General features: G+C 39.1%; 15 protein-coding genes. 2 read left to right on the top strand and 13 right to left on the bottom strand.

What is annotated here, in order from left to right:
- Positions 1–2 precede the first annotated feature (2 nt).
- From IGI52_RS24675 to IGI52_RS24645, 7 genes are all read right to left on the bottom strand, one after another.
- Positions 3–1,421: an aldehyde dehydrogenase family protein gene (locus IGI52_RS24675; protein WP_438782646.1), complete on the bottom strand. Its 1,419-nt coding sequence runs from the start codon at positions 1,419–1,421 to the stop codon at positions 3–5.
- Between the two features lie 13 nt (positions 1,422–1,434).
- Positions 1,435–1,740, bottom strand: coding sequence for a BMC domain-containing protein (locus IGI52_RS24670; RefSeq protein ID WP_102866474.1), 306 nt, complete (start codon positions 1,738–1,740; stop codon positions 1,435–1,437).
- A gap of 15 nt (positions 1,741–1,755) precedes the next feature.
- Positions 1,756–2,052 carry a BMC domain-containing protein gene (locus IGI52_RS24665; RefSeq protein ID WP_016178646.1) on the bottom strand — a complete coding sequence of 99 codons (297 nt, stop codon included), beginning with the start codon at positions 2,050–2,052 and terminating at the stop codon, positions 1,756–1,758.
- A gap of 12 nt (positions 2,053–2,064) precedes the next feature.
- Complete coding sequence (locus IGI52_RS24660; RefSeq protein WP_016178647.1) at positions 2,065–2,349, bottom strand: hypothetical protein; 285 nt, start codon at positions 2,347–2,349, stop codon at positions 2,065–2,067.
- 1 nt (position 2,350) lies between these two features.
- Entirely contained in the window at positions 2,351–3,361 is a 1,011-nt protein-coding gene (locus IGI52_RS24655; protein WP_102866471.1) for a DMT family transporter, read from the bottom strand.
- Between the two features lie 11 nt (positions 3,362–3,372).
- Positions 3,373–3,657, bottom strand: coding sequence for an ethanolamine utilization microcompartment protein EutM (eutM, locus tag IGI52_RS24650; RefSeq protein ID WP_016178649.1), 285 nt, complete (start codon positions 3,655–3,657; stop codon positions 3,373–3,375).
- Between the two features lie 555 nt (positions 3,658–4,212).
- On the bottom strand, positions 4,213–5,058 hold the full coding sequence (locus tag IGI52_RS24645) for a MerR family transcriptional regulator (protein ID WP_127979827.1): 846 nt from the start codon (positions 5,056–5,058) through the stop codon (positions 4,213–4,215).
- Between the two features lie 544 nt (positions 5,059–5,602).
- Between IGI52_RS24645 and IGI52_RS24640 the strand changes: the two genes are divergently transcribed.
- Positions 5,603–5,797: a hypothetical protein gene (locus IGI52_RS24640; protein ID WP_438782645.1), complete on the top strand. Its 195-nt coding sequence runs from the start codon at positions 5,603–5,605 to the stop codon at positions 5,795–5,797.
- Between the two features lie 356 nt (positions 5,798–6,153).
- Here the strand turns inward: IGI52_RS24640 and IGI52_RS24635 are convergent, their stop codons facing one another.
- Both IGI52_RS24635 and IGI52_RS24630 read right to left on the bottom strand, forming a co-directional pair.
- Positions 6,154–7,137 carry a Gfo/Idh/MocA family protein gene (locus IGI52_RS24635; RefSeq protein ID WP_438782644.1) on the bottom strand — a complete coding sequence of 328 codons (984 nt, stop codon included), beginning with the start codon at positions 7,135–7,137 and terminating at the stop codon, positions 6,154–6,156.
- Positions 7,134–8,177: a zinc-dependent alcohol dehydrogenase gene (locus tag IGI52_RS24630; RefSeq protein WP_438782643.1), complete on the bottom strand. Its 1,044-nt coding sequence runs from the start codon at positions 8,175–8,177 to the stop codon at positions 7,134–7,136. The genes IGI52_RS24635 and IGI52_RS24630 overlap by 4 nt, the downstream gene beginning before the upstream one ends.
- Positions 8,178–8,324: 147 nt before the next feature.
- Here IGI52_RS24630 and IGI52_RS24625 point away from each other — a divergent pair, with 147 nt between their 5' ends.
- Positions 8,325–9,083 carry a GntR family transcriptional regulator gene (locus tag IGI52_RS24625; protein ID WP_438782642.1) on the top strand — a complete coding sequence of 253 codons (759 nt, stop codon included), beginning with the start codon at positions 8,325–8,327 and terminating at the stop codon, positions 9,081–9,083.
- A 156-nt stretch (positions 9,084–9,239) separates the two neighbouring features.
- Here IGI52_RS24625 and IGI52_RS24620 read toward each other — a convergent pair whose 3' ends face one another.
- From IGI52_RS24620 to cysK, 4 genes are all read right to left on the bottom strand, one after another.
- Positions 9,240–10,010, bottom strand: coding sequence for a MurR/RpiR family transcriptional regulator (locus IGI52_RS24620; protein WP_016178655.1), 771 nt, complete (start codon positions 10,008–10,010; stop codon positions 9,240–9,242).
- 104 nt (positions 10,011–10,114) lie between these two features.
- Positions 10,115–11,452 carry a 6-phospho-alpha-glucosidase gene (locus IGI52_RS24615; protein WP_438782641.1) on the bottom strand — a complete coding sequence of 446 codons (1,338 nt, stop codon included), beginning with the start codon at positions 11,450–11,452 and terminating at the stop codon, positions 10,115–10,117.
- Between the two features lie 35 nt (positions 11,453–11,487).
- A complete protein-coding gene (locus tag IGI52_RS24610) occupies positions 11,488–13,041 on the bottom strand; it encodes a PTS transporter subunit EIIC (RefSeq protein ID WP_438782640.1) in 1,554 nt (517 codons plus the stop codon).
- A gap of 296 nt (positions 13,042–13,337) precedes the next feature.
- Positions 13,338–14,267 (bottom strand): cysteine synthase A, encoded by a 930-nt coding sequence (gene cysK, locus IGI52_RS24605; protein ID WP_438782639.1) that lies wholly within the window; start codon positions 14,265–14,267, stop codon positions 13,338–13,340.
- Positions 14,268–14,496: the final 229 nt, after the last annotated feature.

Here is a 14,496-nt window from a genome sequence, read left to right as displayed (position 1 = left end):
CTTTACTGCTCAATTATTTTTTGTAAAAATTTCTCAATAAGTAATTGTTCATCTGAAACTCGCTTGTTAACTCCTTTACTCGGCTCCTTAACCGTCGTGTAGCCAATTTCACGAACATAGGTTAAATCCTTTGCTGTAATATTCTTGGCTTTGAACCCGCGTCCCGTTGTCATTCCACCCAAAATCAGCGAGACTGGCAAACTGGAATCGATTCCAATTCCCGCTAAACTTGCTCCTGCATTTACAATCATGCGGCCAACAGGTTTCTTCAAAGCGAATTCTTTGATAATACATTGATTATTCGAATGGATCGCTAACGTATGTCCGTTACGCTTTTCCTTTAACAACTGAATACATTTATCACAGGCATGAATCCAATCAGACTCTAAATAAAAGGTTAGGATCGGACATTTTAGTGCTGTGGTAAAGGGATTCTCGTCAAAAATATACGGTTGCTCCGATACTAAGACCTTTGTCTTCTCTGACACAGTAAATCCAGCGATTCCAGCAATCGTTTGTGCATCTTTTCCGACGATACTGGGATTTATTTCATTGCTTAAAAATAATTTAGTCAAAAGCTGTTTTTCTTCCGCAACACTCATGAAATGAGCACCAGCCTCGATCATCTGCTCCTTTACTTCCTTTGCAATCACACTTTCAGCAATAACAAATTGCTCTGCTGAGGGCAATAAGCCATTATCAAAAGCACGACTAGAAACAATCGCTTGAGCAGCCTGGCTGACATTGGCTGTTCGCTCGACAAAAACCGGTACTGAACCACAGCCGCCATAGATAATCGGTTTAGGATACGCCCGTAAATCAAAATAATCCGCCATTCCGATATTAATCACTAAATCGACAGCTTCTTGCTCTATTAATGCTTTGACTCCTTCGATTGTAGTATTTTCCATATGGCTGAAACTGGATTTTGGCAAGCCAGAATTAGCCTGATTAAGAATTTCGACTAATTTAGCCGCTGCCTCTTCCGTTTTATTCGGCGGAATAAAAATCACTGTATTTCCTGCTTTTAAGGCACTTAATGTAGCAAATAGCGCATTTAAAACAATATTTTCTGCTGGTAAAATAACTGCAACAACACCAAATGGTATCCCGATTTTACTCAAGGGAACTCCATTAGTATTCAAAACACCGATCACCTGCTCTTGCAACGAATCATTAAACTGAGCTAAAAAGCTTTGGTATAGCTGTGTCTTATCTTGTTCATTGCCTTTTCCCGTAACTGATACTTCGAAAGCAGCTAGCTCTGGCAATAGCTGGTGCACCTCAGTGATCATTCGTTGAATCATGCGATCAAGTGTTTCTTGGTCATATTCCCTTAGTAAAAAATGTGCATCGCGAGCGGATTCAACCAAGATGCGGGCTTCTTGGATCGATTTTAGATCTTTATCCACAAACTGCATGACTTCCACTCCCTTATGCTGGTAGTAATTGCTCCAACGAATACCGATCAATGATCTTTCCTAAATCAATATGCGGACTTGGAATCACAACGGAGCTGTATACCTCCGCACCCATTTCTTCAACTGCCGCAATACCTGTTTCAACAGCTGTCTTACATGCTGCAACATCTCCTCTTACGATGACGGAAATGTAACCAGAGGCCACATTTTCATAACCGACCAACTCAACGTCCGCCGCTTTACACATAGCATCAGCTGCTTCCAAAACAAAAACTAATCCAAATGTTTCGATTGCCCCGATCGCTTCGTATCTTTCCATTTTGTCCCTCCTAAACTACTGGTCAATATCATGAACAGAAACAATGTCACCTACAGCCCGAATTGGCCTGGGCATAACATTTTGTGCGGTCAGAGTACCGATTCCTTCTGCTGCCTTAGCTCCTGCAGCCACAGAAGCTTCGACAGCTGCAACATCTCCTTTGATCATGATCGTCACCAGTGTTGATCCAATATTTTCATACGAGATCAGCTCAACATTGGCCGCCTTTAGCATTTCATCACAAGCTTTTAATGCTGGAACCAGTCCGACTGTCTCGACCAATCCTAGTGCTTCTTCACCTCTGTATCTCACTAACAGACCTCCTTAGCTTTTGCGATAAGCAGCATCTACATACTTAGAAACAGTTTGCCGCCCATCTTCCGTGATCATATAGCGCATCACTAATTCACTATTCTTATCCAAATCGTAACTCGTCATTTCACATAAGCCATTTGCTTCAAGGGCCAACAAATGATCGAGATACATTTTATCGTTGAACTGTTTTTCACTGCCATAATCCTTTTTCAAAGCGGACATGACTTCTTTTACATCTACTTCGTTATGATCAAACATGTAGTTCAAAACAGCCATTCTGGTTGGTAGCGCCATTCTATGCATCTCCTTTTCTGAATAAATCTAAAGGATTCATCGTTACAATGATGGCTCCTAATACGATTACGATTGAACCAATAACAATTGTTGATGTCAGGGTTTGACCTAAGAACAGAACGCAGAATAATACGCCCCAGAAAGCGTAGGTCACGTTTAGAGACATCCCGATTGCACAACCCACCATTGAGTTGGCTTTATACCAACAAACAAATGATGCCGCAGCACTTAATCCAGATAAAACCAGCCACAGAATCGGAATACCTGCTGTCAATGTTCCACCAAGCAGTTTCAATCCGCCAACAAGCGGTACAATCAAAATCAAGACAACTAAGCCAGAAATTAACTCGCGTAAGTTCACTGCAACATCGGTATCAATCATTGCCCCGCCGAAACTTGAAAAGACACCTTCAAGCCCCCAGCAAACTGCTGCAATCAATGCACAAATAATTCCTAGTGTAAAATTCGGTGCCCCCTCAGGTTTTGCCCAGTTGATGACGATTGCTCCTGCAACACATAGCAACATCCCAAAAACAACACGCTTTGTAGGGCGTTGCTTTAAGAAAATCCAAGCAAATAAAGAACCGAATAGACTACACGTTGCCGAGATTGGAATTGCGTAAGCTCCTGCCATTGCTAAACCGATCAGGTAGGCTCCATTGGCCACAGGACCACCTAGAAGAAAGCCAACTACCAGCATTTGTCCAGGTTTTGTCTTCAATGTCCGCGATAATTCCTTCAATCGTCCATGTTTTGCGTTATAAAATAATAACCAGATCCCAGCAAATAAATCGTTTAAGCCCGAGCTAACAAAAGGAGCTGCTAAGAACCCCGCTGCACTGACTAAAGGATCATATCCGCTAGCCACCATAACCAAAGTTGAATAAATCCCATAAGTCAACCCAGAAAACAAACCATTTCCGAGTCCAGCGATTCGAAATTTTTTCCCAACCGCTTTCATTTTCGATTCTGCAGAAACCGTTGTTTGCATGACACTCTTTTCACTATTCATACTGATTCCCCTTACTCATTCGTTGTATGTGGGAGAATAGTTTCTACTTCACCATGCGGACGCGGAATGACATGCACAGATAATAGTTCACCCACTCGTTGGGCTGCTGCTGCTCCAGCATCGGTAGCTGCTTTTACTGCACCAACATCCCCACGTACCATTACAGTGACGATTCCACCGCCAACGAGCTCTTTTCCGATCAAGGAAACATTTGCGGCTTTCACCATTGCGTCTGCTGCTTCGATTGATCCTACTAGACCCTTTGTTTCTACCATTCCTAATGCATCGTACTTCACTATTGTTCCTCCTATTCGCGATTGAATCGCATACATTTTTTATGCATTTTCACTGTAGATTGTTCCCTTACGGTAGGAGTCAACCCCAAATTTTTAAAAATTTGTGAAGTATAACACAATTGTATTGTTATAAAACAGTTTCGATTCTCAATTAACTGTATTAATCGAGAATCTTCAGAATAAAATCTTTTAATCGCTTGATTCTATTTAAGTAATATCTCTTTTTAAATTAAAATAATTTCATAGAAGTGCCGCTGCTATTTTCTTTCCGATTAATACAGAATTAAAAAAAATTGAATGAAAATAAAAAGAACTATCACATTTTTTTACCTCGAAACAAGTGAAAATTGTTAGAATGACAAGGTAAGAAAATTTTTCAATTATTGATGAAGAAAGAATAAATGCCCTTTTAACAATGAAAATCTTTCCTTTTTCAAACCTTCCCCTTAAAGACAAGGATCATTTCTCTTACACATTTTTCAGAATAATTACATTATCATTTTCATTTTTGCACAAAAAAAAGCTAAGCGACTTAAGTGGCTTAGCTCTATCATGTTACAATTTCGTAGCTGGTATCATAATTTCGGTGACAAATTTATTTGTATCTTGTGTAGACCAATAATCTATGACATAGCGCTCATAACAATTTGGTCCAATCTCATAGTTATGTTCTTTCGCCCATTTTTCCAATAACGGATACTTATCAGCACTGTCTTTTTGATCCCCAAAATGATACATGCAAACAAACATTTGTCCGCCAAATGCTTGCCTCGGTAATAGAAACTTGCTGTTTCGTACAGGCTTTTGAGTGACCGTTGCCTGCTTAATCATTCCTTGAGCTTTTGCTTTATAATCCGCAAAACCCAAGATGACAGGTCCGGTAATCTCACTTTCTGTAGTTTCCAATAAGTTTGTCCATTCAATATTGATGATGGATTTTTTGTAATCGTATTCAAAACCCTGTTCTAAAAAATAATACTGATCGCGATCGATGTACTTCAGGCTGATACTGGTGATGTTATTTTCTATCGCCATTGTGCCTTCATTTAAAAGCCCTACCCAATCAGAAACCGATTCATGACAATTCTGAATTCGCTCCTCTTCCTTTTTTAGCTCATCAAGCTTACTAAGAAAGTTCCTTTGGTGGTAGAAATAATCCGTTGTATTCGAAACTTTTGTCATTTCCTGTAAACGAAACCCTATTTGCTTGTAATACTTCAAAACTGGAATCAGCATAACTGTATCTTCGCTGTAATAGCGATAACCATTTTTAGGACTTACATGGTCAGGAACAAGCAATCCTAGCTCTTCATAAAAGCGTAACGTCTTTCTAGAAACATGACAAATCTCAGCCGCTTCACCAATACTATGCAGTTTCTTCGTATCTATTCTCGTCACCATCATTCCACCTCCCGATAATTCTCCAAAAATTATGAGGTGTTCTGTTATAGTTGTCAAGGTAATTTCTGACCTGGTATCTAACGAGATAACCACAAATTGTGAAAAAAAGTGTTAATATCAATGGAATTTACCTTAAACTTTTTTATTTATTTCTTATAATAATTTTGAATAAAATTAGCTATTCACCAAGAGACAACCAGCTTATTTTGTTATTTTTTAGCAAAGAAGGATTTCTCTTCACTTTCAGATGTTATCTAAAAGAAAATCTGTTATTTTATTTTCCCTTCATTGATATTCTATCTTGGTTTTAATCCTCCAAAGTCAAAAATTACTGCATCTAATACTAAATATAATCTAGAATTTTTATCAAATTAGTGTACGCTATATTTGCAAATAATAATCTACGAGACACCCTCACTTTTCTGTTTATCTCCGACCAACATCCCGAATAAGCGAAAGCTTTTTCGTGTTATACTATTTAAAGTAAGCAAACCTATCTTCCCATTTTTCGCTTAAACAGCTTGGCAAACATTTTGGAGGGAAAATGAACTCTTATAAAGGTAAACTATTAGTTCTTTTATCGTTATTTTTCATTTATTTTATCATCTGTTTTTCAGTGAGAGAATTGAATGATGTAATGCAAAAAAACAACATATCCGATCAGCAGATTACTGATAATCAAGCTTTTTTGAATACCTTCTCTGGCGAATGGAAAACGGCGACGCGGCCAATAAACTAACGTTCAGTGAGCATAAGCAAATTATCACGATTTCATTTCCTACTGAGAACAGAAAGGTTAACGTAAGTGTTTCAAGTCAACAACCTGCAAGAAAACGTTGGCTTCTGTCACCCATGAATAGTGAAGAAACACAATATAGTGTGATCTTACTTTCTGACGATGAACTCAGCTTTCAAATGTCAACAACTAAACCAAATGCTGAAGGTACATCAAAGCCTGAACATTTTTATCGCATAAAATAACTTAAAAGAAAAACCGAAAGATCATGGCTAACAATATTAATAACCATGGCCTTTCGGATTTCTTTGTTTTTTATTTGTAAGTAAAGTCACACATGAACGATGAGGTTTGATTTTCTAAAATTTATCCATCGGAAAAACAATTCCCGATTGTCTTCTCATTTCAGTCAGCGTCTCATGGATAGCCAAGCTCACATCAAAGGGAACTTTTGTTGATTCGATTTCATTCTTCTTGATTTGATTGATCATTTCAGCAATTTCGTAAGAGAAATTCTCTTTTGGTGCAATACCTAGTTCTGTGCGTTTGCCGGTTTTTCTTTCAATGAAACTGATTCTTTGCGGCTGACTTGGCTGATCAATCAATAGCTGACCCAGCTCTCCGCAAATTTCACAAGTGTTGACTGTATCACTGGCTTTCGAATAGTTAAGAGTCACATTAAAATCATCGTAGCTTAGAATACTGGAGCCTGCAACATCTGCACCTGTATCCAGTAATGAAGCTGTACTGAGAATTTTATTGGGCTTGCCGAATAGTCCCACACAATCAGCGACGACATATACGCCTAAATCCATCGTGGCCCCATTCGCTAACTCATTTCTGAATGTTGTAGGGTTTTCACCGCTTAAATATGCATCGTATCTAGAGGAATACTTAGAAAAATTCAAGTTTACTTGGCGAATCCTTCCGACTAGGTTCAGATTGTCACGCAAAATTTGAAAATTAGGATTGTATAATGGGATTAATCCTTCTTGTAAATAGGTGTGATTTTTTTTCGCACAATCAATCAGCTCTTTTACTTGTTCATGGTTGGCAGCTAAAGGTTTTTCACAAAAAGTTGGAATACCTTTTTCTAAAAAATAAGTCGTGATCGGGTGATGCAAACTGTTAGGGATAGCGATATAGACTGCCTCGATCAACTGAGATTCAGACATCTCCTGATAAGAATTAAAAGCATGAGGAATTCCATATTTTTCGCCAAAACCTTTCGCTTTTTCTAACGAGGTTCCGCACACCGCGACAACTTCACATTCCGCTACTTGAGCAGCGCCCGCCATAAAAAAGTCTGTCACAAAGTTCGTTCCAATTACACCAAATTTCACGCTAAATCCTCCTTTTTATTCCAATCAATAATAACCCCTGTGTACTCATTTTTCTTATTCATCAATCCGTCATATGCTTCCATCAGATTTTCTTCGGTGGGAGCGATCACATGGCTGATAAAACGATCGACATCAATGATTTTTTTGTTTAATAGGGATTCAATATATTTTAAGCTTCTGTGGATAGAGAGTCTCGAGCCTTCTTTTTCTTGATAAGGGTATCTGCGATTAAATGCCCCGATCACCGTTAACATTTTGGTATGAATCGCGTTAAAGGAATTTGTAACATTCGTTGTATAGTCGGTTCGCGGAGAGCCCATCAAGATTACTTGTCCATATTTGCCTGCAATTTTAATAGCTGTCTCAATACTCTCTGATAAACCAGTCGCATCAACAACAATATCCACACCCTTCTTCTCAGTAATCTCCATGACTGACTCATATTGATCATTTGGCGCACAATTAATTACATGGTTAACTCCAATAGATTTTGCCAATTCTGCACGATCGGTAATAGGTTCCAAAGCAATCACCTCAACACCCATTTGCTGATAATAAGTCGATAGAATCAAGCCTAAAGTTCCCATACCCAAAATCGCAACAGTATCTCCCAACTTGACATCTGCTGGTAAAATCCCGTTCATTGCGATCCAACACATCATCAGAAAAGAGCCTTCGATTGAGCTAGTTTCCTCTCGTAACTTGAAAAGAACTCCTCCATCACTTTTACTTGGATCATAGAACTGCAAACTACTATGCGGTCCATTAAAAAGGACTCTGTCACCTACATTAAAGCCTGCTAAATCGTCTCCAATCGCCAGAATTTTCCCAACTGAGCAATATCCTGGACGAACTGGATAAACTGCTCCCTTCTTCAGTCCAAAAACTCGTGACAATTCTGTTCCCGCACTAATCAACGAAACTTCACTTTCGATTAGGCATTCCTTCGCTGAAACAGCCTTCGGATCGACAGTTTCTTCAATTAAACGGACATCCTCCACTCCGTTAATCACAACATTCTTAGTTAAAATGATACTCACCCTTTCAAAGTTGACATGTTGATATACCATATAAAAAGCGTAACACGTTGTTAGAAGACAGTCAATCTGCTATGATAAGCTTAACAATGATATATCAACTTAATAAGTTGACTTATATCTGATACTAAAACGGATGTAGGTGGTTAGATGGAAAAGACACAACCCTTTAAATATGCCCTGATCAAAAATGACATTGTACAAGCGATCAAGACAAAACAACTGAATACTGATGATAAGATTTTATCTGAGGCTAAATTGTGCAAAAAATACAATGTCAGCCGAATCACTGTAACTAGAGCGATCAATGAATTAGTCGCTGAAGATTATCTCTATCGTATCCAAGGTAAAGGGACCTTCGTCAAAGGAAAACAGCTATCTGAAGGTGTATCTCAACTTTCAAGCTTTACAAAAAGAATGAAGGAAAAAAAGCTCAAGTTAGAAACTAGGGTACTAGAAACTGCAAGTGTTACTATGCCAGTGAAGATGGCGAATTTTTTCAATCTGCCTTCAGATAAAAATGTAATTCTGTTGAAGCGATTGCGAATCGTCGATGGCAAATTATTGTGTCTGAGTATCGCTTATTTAATGCCTGAAATTTTTTATTGGACGACGCTTGAGGATATGGAACACGAATCCCTCTATGATCTATTAGAAAACAAATACGATTTCAAATTAGGTAATGCTACTCAAGAGTTTGAGGTTGGTTATTTGAATGAAAAGAATGCCAAGTTTCTAGAAATATCCAGCCAAGATCCGTGTCTTAAGCTGTCATTATACAGCACATTAAGTGACGGACGTCCCGCCCAATTTGAAGAAACCTATTACATCGGAAGCAAGTATGCCTATCAACTTCTACTACCAGCACCCCATTCATTTAATAACGTTATCAACATTGAGGAGCTTTAAGTAAGAAAAAAGTGAACGCTCGTAGACTATCAAAGCGATAGGAATACAAGCGTTCACCTTTTCTCTGTTATGAAGATTTTAAAATAGTTTTGCAATCAGATAATCAAACAATATCTGGATAATCTGTTAGAAATGGTTTTCATGTTCAGTTAATTACTAATCTTCTTTACTGCGGCAATAATCAACATAACCAAACGCAAAGGCTTCGATCAATAGGAAAAAGGAAGAAGCGGTTTGAAGCCACCAATCGGTGGGGTTCGGACTACGGCTGCTAGAAGCATATAGCGAATAATCTGCTCTGCCAGACAAAAGATTATTTTGCATATTTGTGATGGAAACGATCGTAGAATGATAGGTGGAAAGGACATTCAGTACATTAAAAAGGTGCTGGTTTTCTCCAGATAGTGATAGGACAAAAATCAGGTCGTTTTCGGTAATGTTTTCCATGATTCGTTTGAACTCATTGGATTGTGAAGAGGCAGGAATCATTTGGGCCGGCTTGCCAATCAACAGCAAGAGTCGTTGTAGCTCAGCTGCTTGGTTTTGTTGCGTGACTCCTGTTCCCAGCAAGTAAACATTACGACTATTCTCCAAAGCCTGATAGATTTTTTCCCAGTTATTCTCTTCAAGATATCGGATTGTTCGTTGGGCATCTGAAAAAATTCTTCTTTTAAAGGCAGCATCTTTTCCAATATCATTTGGATTGTTTTGCCATTTCAAAAAATTACGCAGCTCGCTAAATCCAGTAAAGCCCAGCTTTTGGGTAAAGCGAATCACGGAGGATTTTGATGAATGACAAACCTTCGCAAAATCATTGGTTCCCATCGTTGTGACTTCCTTGGGATGCGCATGGATGTATTTAACCATTTGGATATCCACTTCATTAAGTGTTTCGTAATGTTGATTGACAATATCAGAAAAAAGCATCGCTAGCCCTCCTTGTCTTTTATTTTATCTTACAAAACCTACTCAAGAGATTCAAGCTAGAAAAAAGCATTAATGATTATCTCACTAATGCTTTATTACTGAAATTATTTTAATTCAGGCCACCAATCCCCATTGGCCTCGATCATTTCATCCAGAATCTGTTTCGCAACAGAAGCGGAAGGAACGGTTTTTGAAAGTGTCATCGCCTGCCATAATTTTTGATATGATTTTTCCTCAAAGGCATCCACCACTAATTTTTCGACGGCTACCTGTTGTTCGATCATTCCTTTTTGGAAATGCGGGATTTTTCCCATACATAATGGTTCATAACCGCGCTTGCTGACAATACATGGTACTTCGACCATTGCATCATCGTCTAAGTTAGCGATCGCCCCTTCATTTTTGACGATTAGAAGCATTCGTTCATAGGTGTTGTAGGCCAACGCTCCCGCTAATTGTACGATAAATTCCGCATGTTCTCCCGCTTCGATCGTGGTGTCCTCGGCGGTTTGAGCCGCTGCGATACGTTCACATTCTGCAAAAATATTTTTTTCCCGATTGTCCATTACTTCATTGGCTCGAGTATAATTTGGGTCGGCATGAGCCACGACATAGTCAGGATATAGATAATACTTCAAATAGGTATTCGGAACCGTGTTTGGATCCACGGCATAAACATCCTTTACCTTTTGGAAAGTATCCATCCAGCTAGTTTCTTCTAATAAAGGATTTCCTTCATCCTCAGCTGCTGCGTAGCCAAATTTTGCCACGTGCTCTTTTAATTTCGGCATTAGATCATTGCCCTGCTTATCGGTCATTTCGGTCCACCAGCCAAAATGATTCAATCCATAATAACGATCGACGATTTCACTTTCACTGTCTAGACCAACAATATCTGCGATTGATTTTTTGATCGCCACGGGCATATCACAAATGTTAATAATCTTCGCGTTTGGACGCATTCTCCGAGTTGCTTCGGCTACGATTGCCGCTGGATTTGAATAATTCAGCATCCAAGCCTCAGGCGAATATTTTTCCATATAATCAATCAATTCAACCACTCCAGGAATCGAGCGCATTCCATACGCCATTCCACCTGGTCCGCAGGTTTCTTGCCCAAGAACCCCATACTTTAAAGGGATTTTTTCATCCTGCTCACGCATCTTCAAGCCACCAACTCGAATATGGGCCATCACAAAATCAATATCGCTAAAAGCTTCTTCGGGATCTGTTGTTGCTAAAAATTCAATTTCTGGCGCGCGCTCCTTAACGATCACTTCACAGGCTTTCGCAACAATATTTTGACGCTCCTCATCGTTATCGTAAAATTTTAACTTGCGTAAAGGAAATTTATCTTGATTTTCAATAAGCATCATAACGATTCCGGCGGTATACGTGCTTCCTCCGCCCGCAATAACAACTGACTGTTTTTCCAACTTCATCTTTCTCTTCCTTTCAAACTAAAAACTTTTAATTTTTATCCTTCGCTCATCCCTAATTTTTCGCAAATATCATCCTTGAAGCTTTGAACACCCATTCCTATAATGACTTGGACATTCGTTCCATTTAAAACGACCCCTTTTTGCTGAGAGATTTTTTCCAATTGAGCCGAATCTACTAGTTCTTCGTCTTTCACGGTCACTCGCAATCTAGTGAAGCAATTAGAAATACTTTCAATATTTTCTTTTCCACCCAATCCAGCAACAACTAAATCAAAATCGTTCGCGCTAGCAGTGACAAGCTGTTCTCCAGTTGCTGCATCTGCTACAATTATTTCTTCTGGATCATCTTCTCTACCAGGTGTTTTAATGTTTAATTTATTGATCAAAAGCACAAAAATGAAATACCAAATGACTGACATGACAATTCCGACAATGATCACCAAATAGAATTTCGTGACAGAAGGACTGAAGACTGAGTTAGAAACGAATGTATCAATTAATCCATACAGCATGTACGTTCTAGCCCCAATCCCCCAAAGGATTGTCTCTGAAATAGCGGTCAATAAGCTATGAACTAGCCATAGCAATGGAGAGGCAAATAGGAAAGAGAAGTCCAAAGGCTCGGTAATCCCAGCCACCGCGGCAACAAACATCGAAGGTAAAATCATTCCCTTTACTTCTTCCTTACGCTGCTTTTTCGCGCAATGAATCAGTGCCAATGAAACAGCAATCGAACCGAATATTTTAACAAAGCCAAAGGTTGCAAAACGTAAAGATGGATCTAAGCTAGTAATAGATCCGGCATTTGCCATTTCCGCATAGAATATATTGGCCGCACCATTGTAAACCTGTCCCCCAATTTCAGCGGTTCCACCTAACGCAGTGAAGCAAAACGGCATCCACAGCAGATGATGCAAGCCAGTCGGAATCAAGAAACGATTGCCGAACGCATAAATGAAGACTCCTAATAGTCCAGTGGTCAAAATAAATACAGATAATGACGAAATCCAATTATTCGCTACTGGCCAAATATAACTCATACCGATCGCAGTTATTAAAATGACCGGAATCAAAATCATGAAGGAAAAACGCGAACCACCATAAATACTTAAAAAATCCACAAACTCCTTATCAGAAAAACGATTATGGATAAAAGCAACAAGACAGCCGACTAGCATCCCTAAAAAGACATTCATGTCTACTACTTGAAAACCTAAAACCACCGCTTGTCCTGTTCCGAACAGCCCCATTTCACCAGCTTCAGCTAATTGATCAGTCAATGTCAGCCAAGCATTATTGGCAGCCAAAAAGAATAAAAATGCGATTAATGAAATAAGAGCGGCCTCGACCTTTTTCTTTTTCGCTAAGGATGCTGTGATTCCCACACAGAAAATCAGTGCCAAATTATTTAACATGCTGTCCATCATCGTTTTGATCAATCCGCCAAAAGTCTGGACGACGTTCGGCATGAATTCTAATTGTAAAATAACAGAAACCGCCAAGAATAAACCCATTACCGCCATAAACTTAACTGGAACAATTACTGCTCGAGAAAAGTCCTGCATTGTCTGAGAAAATTTACTTTTCATCATTTCTCTCCATTCATTTTATTGAGTATACGTATCTCTTGACCTTAGACTAACAATTTTTGAAACCCGTTACAATATTTCCTTGATTCTTTGGACCTAAGTCCACAAGTAGGAACCATGAAAAAAATATTTTTTTTTAATAACACTTTTCTGAACAATTTAATAATTATTGTTTGTGATTCCCCTCCCCAGCTTTTAACAACTTAGAACCTACAATAGTCATACAAAAAAAAGCACGCACACTCGTTCATAAGAGAGCATACGTGCTTTAAAACTATTTTTTTTAAATGAATACATTAATCGTCAAAATCGTACAATACAGTCGATAAATAGCGTTCTCCATTATCTGGTACGATGGCTAAAACTTTTTTGTCTGCTCCTAACTCTTTAGCCACCTGAAGAGCAGAATGGATAGCCGCTCCTGCCGAAATCCCAACCAAAATCCCTTCTTTTGCGGCTACCTCTCTAGCGCTTTCCAATGCTTTTTCGCTGGAAACGGAAAGAACCTGATCATAGATTTCTGTATCTAATATCTCCGGCACAAACCCTGCTCCAATTCCTTGAATTTTATGAGGAGAATGGGCGCCACCTTTTAAGACTGAGGATTCCTCTGGCTCAACTGCATAAACCTTCAATGACGGGAATGTCCGCTTTAATTCTTGCCCTGCACCAGTAATTGTTCCCCCCGTTCCAACTCCAGAAACAAAGGCATCCAGACCGCTATCAGCAAAAGCTTCTCGGATTTCTCTAGCAGTCGTTTCACGATGAGCCGCTGAATTTGCTGCATTATTGAATTGTAATGGTAAAAAATACCCGTCCTGACTAGCTAATTCTTGCGCTTTAGCGATAGCACCTTTCATTCCTTCAGCTCCGGGAGTCAAAATCAATGTCGCACCGTAGGCTTGAATTAGCTTTCGACGCTCAATGCTCATCGTATCAGGCATTACAATTATAACGGGATAGCCTTTTGCTGCCCCAACCATTGCTAACCCAACGCCTGTATTTCCGCTAGTTGGTTCAATAATCGTATCCCCCGGCTTCAAATCCCCAGCTTTTTCTGCTGCTACAAGCATATTCAATGCAATGCGATCCTTCACGCTGCCGCCCGGATTAAAAAACTCAAGCTTCAGATAGACCTCTGCGCTGTTTTCGGGTACAAGTTGATTTAATTTTACAATGGGCGTCTCACCGATCGTGTCCAAAATTGATTGGTAAATTTTTGTCATGTTGATTTCCTCCTATCAGTTTTTGTTTACTTCTGATTAATTTAAAACAACTATACCTGTTATTCGCCGCTTTTAGCCAATTGACATTTTTTATGGATGACGATTGGTTTTAGTTATAGTGACTTGATTTATCTTTTTACTGGCATAGGTTCCTTTTAAATTACTTACATAAGTGCGCTATAAAAATTCATCCATCCTCTCATCTTTATGAAAATTTCTTCATTATAAA

The sequence above is a fragment of the Enterococcus sp. DIV0187 genome, from assembly GCF_051713785.1.
GTDB lineage: Bacteria > Bacillota > Bacilli > Lactobacillales > Enterococcaceae > Enterococcus_A > Enterococcus_A avium.
The sequence above is the reverse complement of the archived record's forward strand: the minus strand, read 5'-3'. Positions and strand labels throughout refer to the sequence as shown.

What these genes read in the sequence shown, in the direction of transcription:
- IGI52_RS24675 (WP_438782646.1), bottom strand. Translation starts at nt 1,421, where the DNA reads ATGCAGTTTGTGGATAAAGATCTAAAATCGATCCAAGAAGCCCGCATC.
- IGI52_RS24670 (WP_102866474.1), bottom strand. Translation starts at nt 1,740, where the DNA reads ATGGAAAGATACGAAGCGATCGGGGCAATCGAAACATTTGGATTAGTT.
- IGI52_RS24660 (WP_016178647.1), bottom strand. Translation starts at nt 2,349, where the DNA reads ATGGCGCTACCAACCAGAATGGCTGTTTTGAACTACATGTTTGATCAT.
- IGI52_RS24655 (WP_102866471.1), bottom strand. Translation starts at nt 3,361, where the DNA reads ATGAATAGTGAAAAGAGTGTCATGCAAACAACGGTTTCTGCAGAATCG.
- IGI52_RS24645 (WP_127979827.1), bottom strand. Translation starts at nt 5,058, where the DNA reads ATGGTGACGAGAATAGATACGAAGAAACTGCATAGTATTGGTGAAGCG.
- IGI52_RS24640 (WP_438782645.1), top strand. Translation starts at nt 5,603, where the DNA reads ATGAACTCTTATAAAGGTAAACTATTAGTTCTTTTATCGTTATTTTTC.
- IGI52_RS24625 (WP_438782642.1), top strand. Translation starts at nt 8,325, where the DNA reads ATGGAAAAGACACAACCCTTTAAATATGCCCTGATCAAAAATGACATT.
- IGI52_RS24620 (WP_016178655.1), bottom strand. Translation starts at nt 10,010, where the DNA reads ATGCTTTTTTCTGATATTGTCAATCAACATTACGAAACACTTAATGAA.
- IGI52_RS24615 (WP_438782641.1), bottom strand. Translation starts at nt 11,452, where the DNA reads ATGAAGTTGGAAAAACAGTCAGTTGTTATTGCGGGCGGAGGAAGCACG.
- IGI52_RS24610 (WP_438782640.1), bottom strand. Translation starts at nt 13,041, where the DNA reads ATGAAAAGTAAATTTTCTCAGACAATGCAGGACTTTTCTCGAGCAGTA.
- cysK (WP_438782639.1), bottom strand. Translation starts at nt 14,267, where the DNA reads ATGACAAAAATTTACCAATCAATTTTGGACACGATCGGTGAGACGCCC.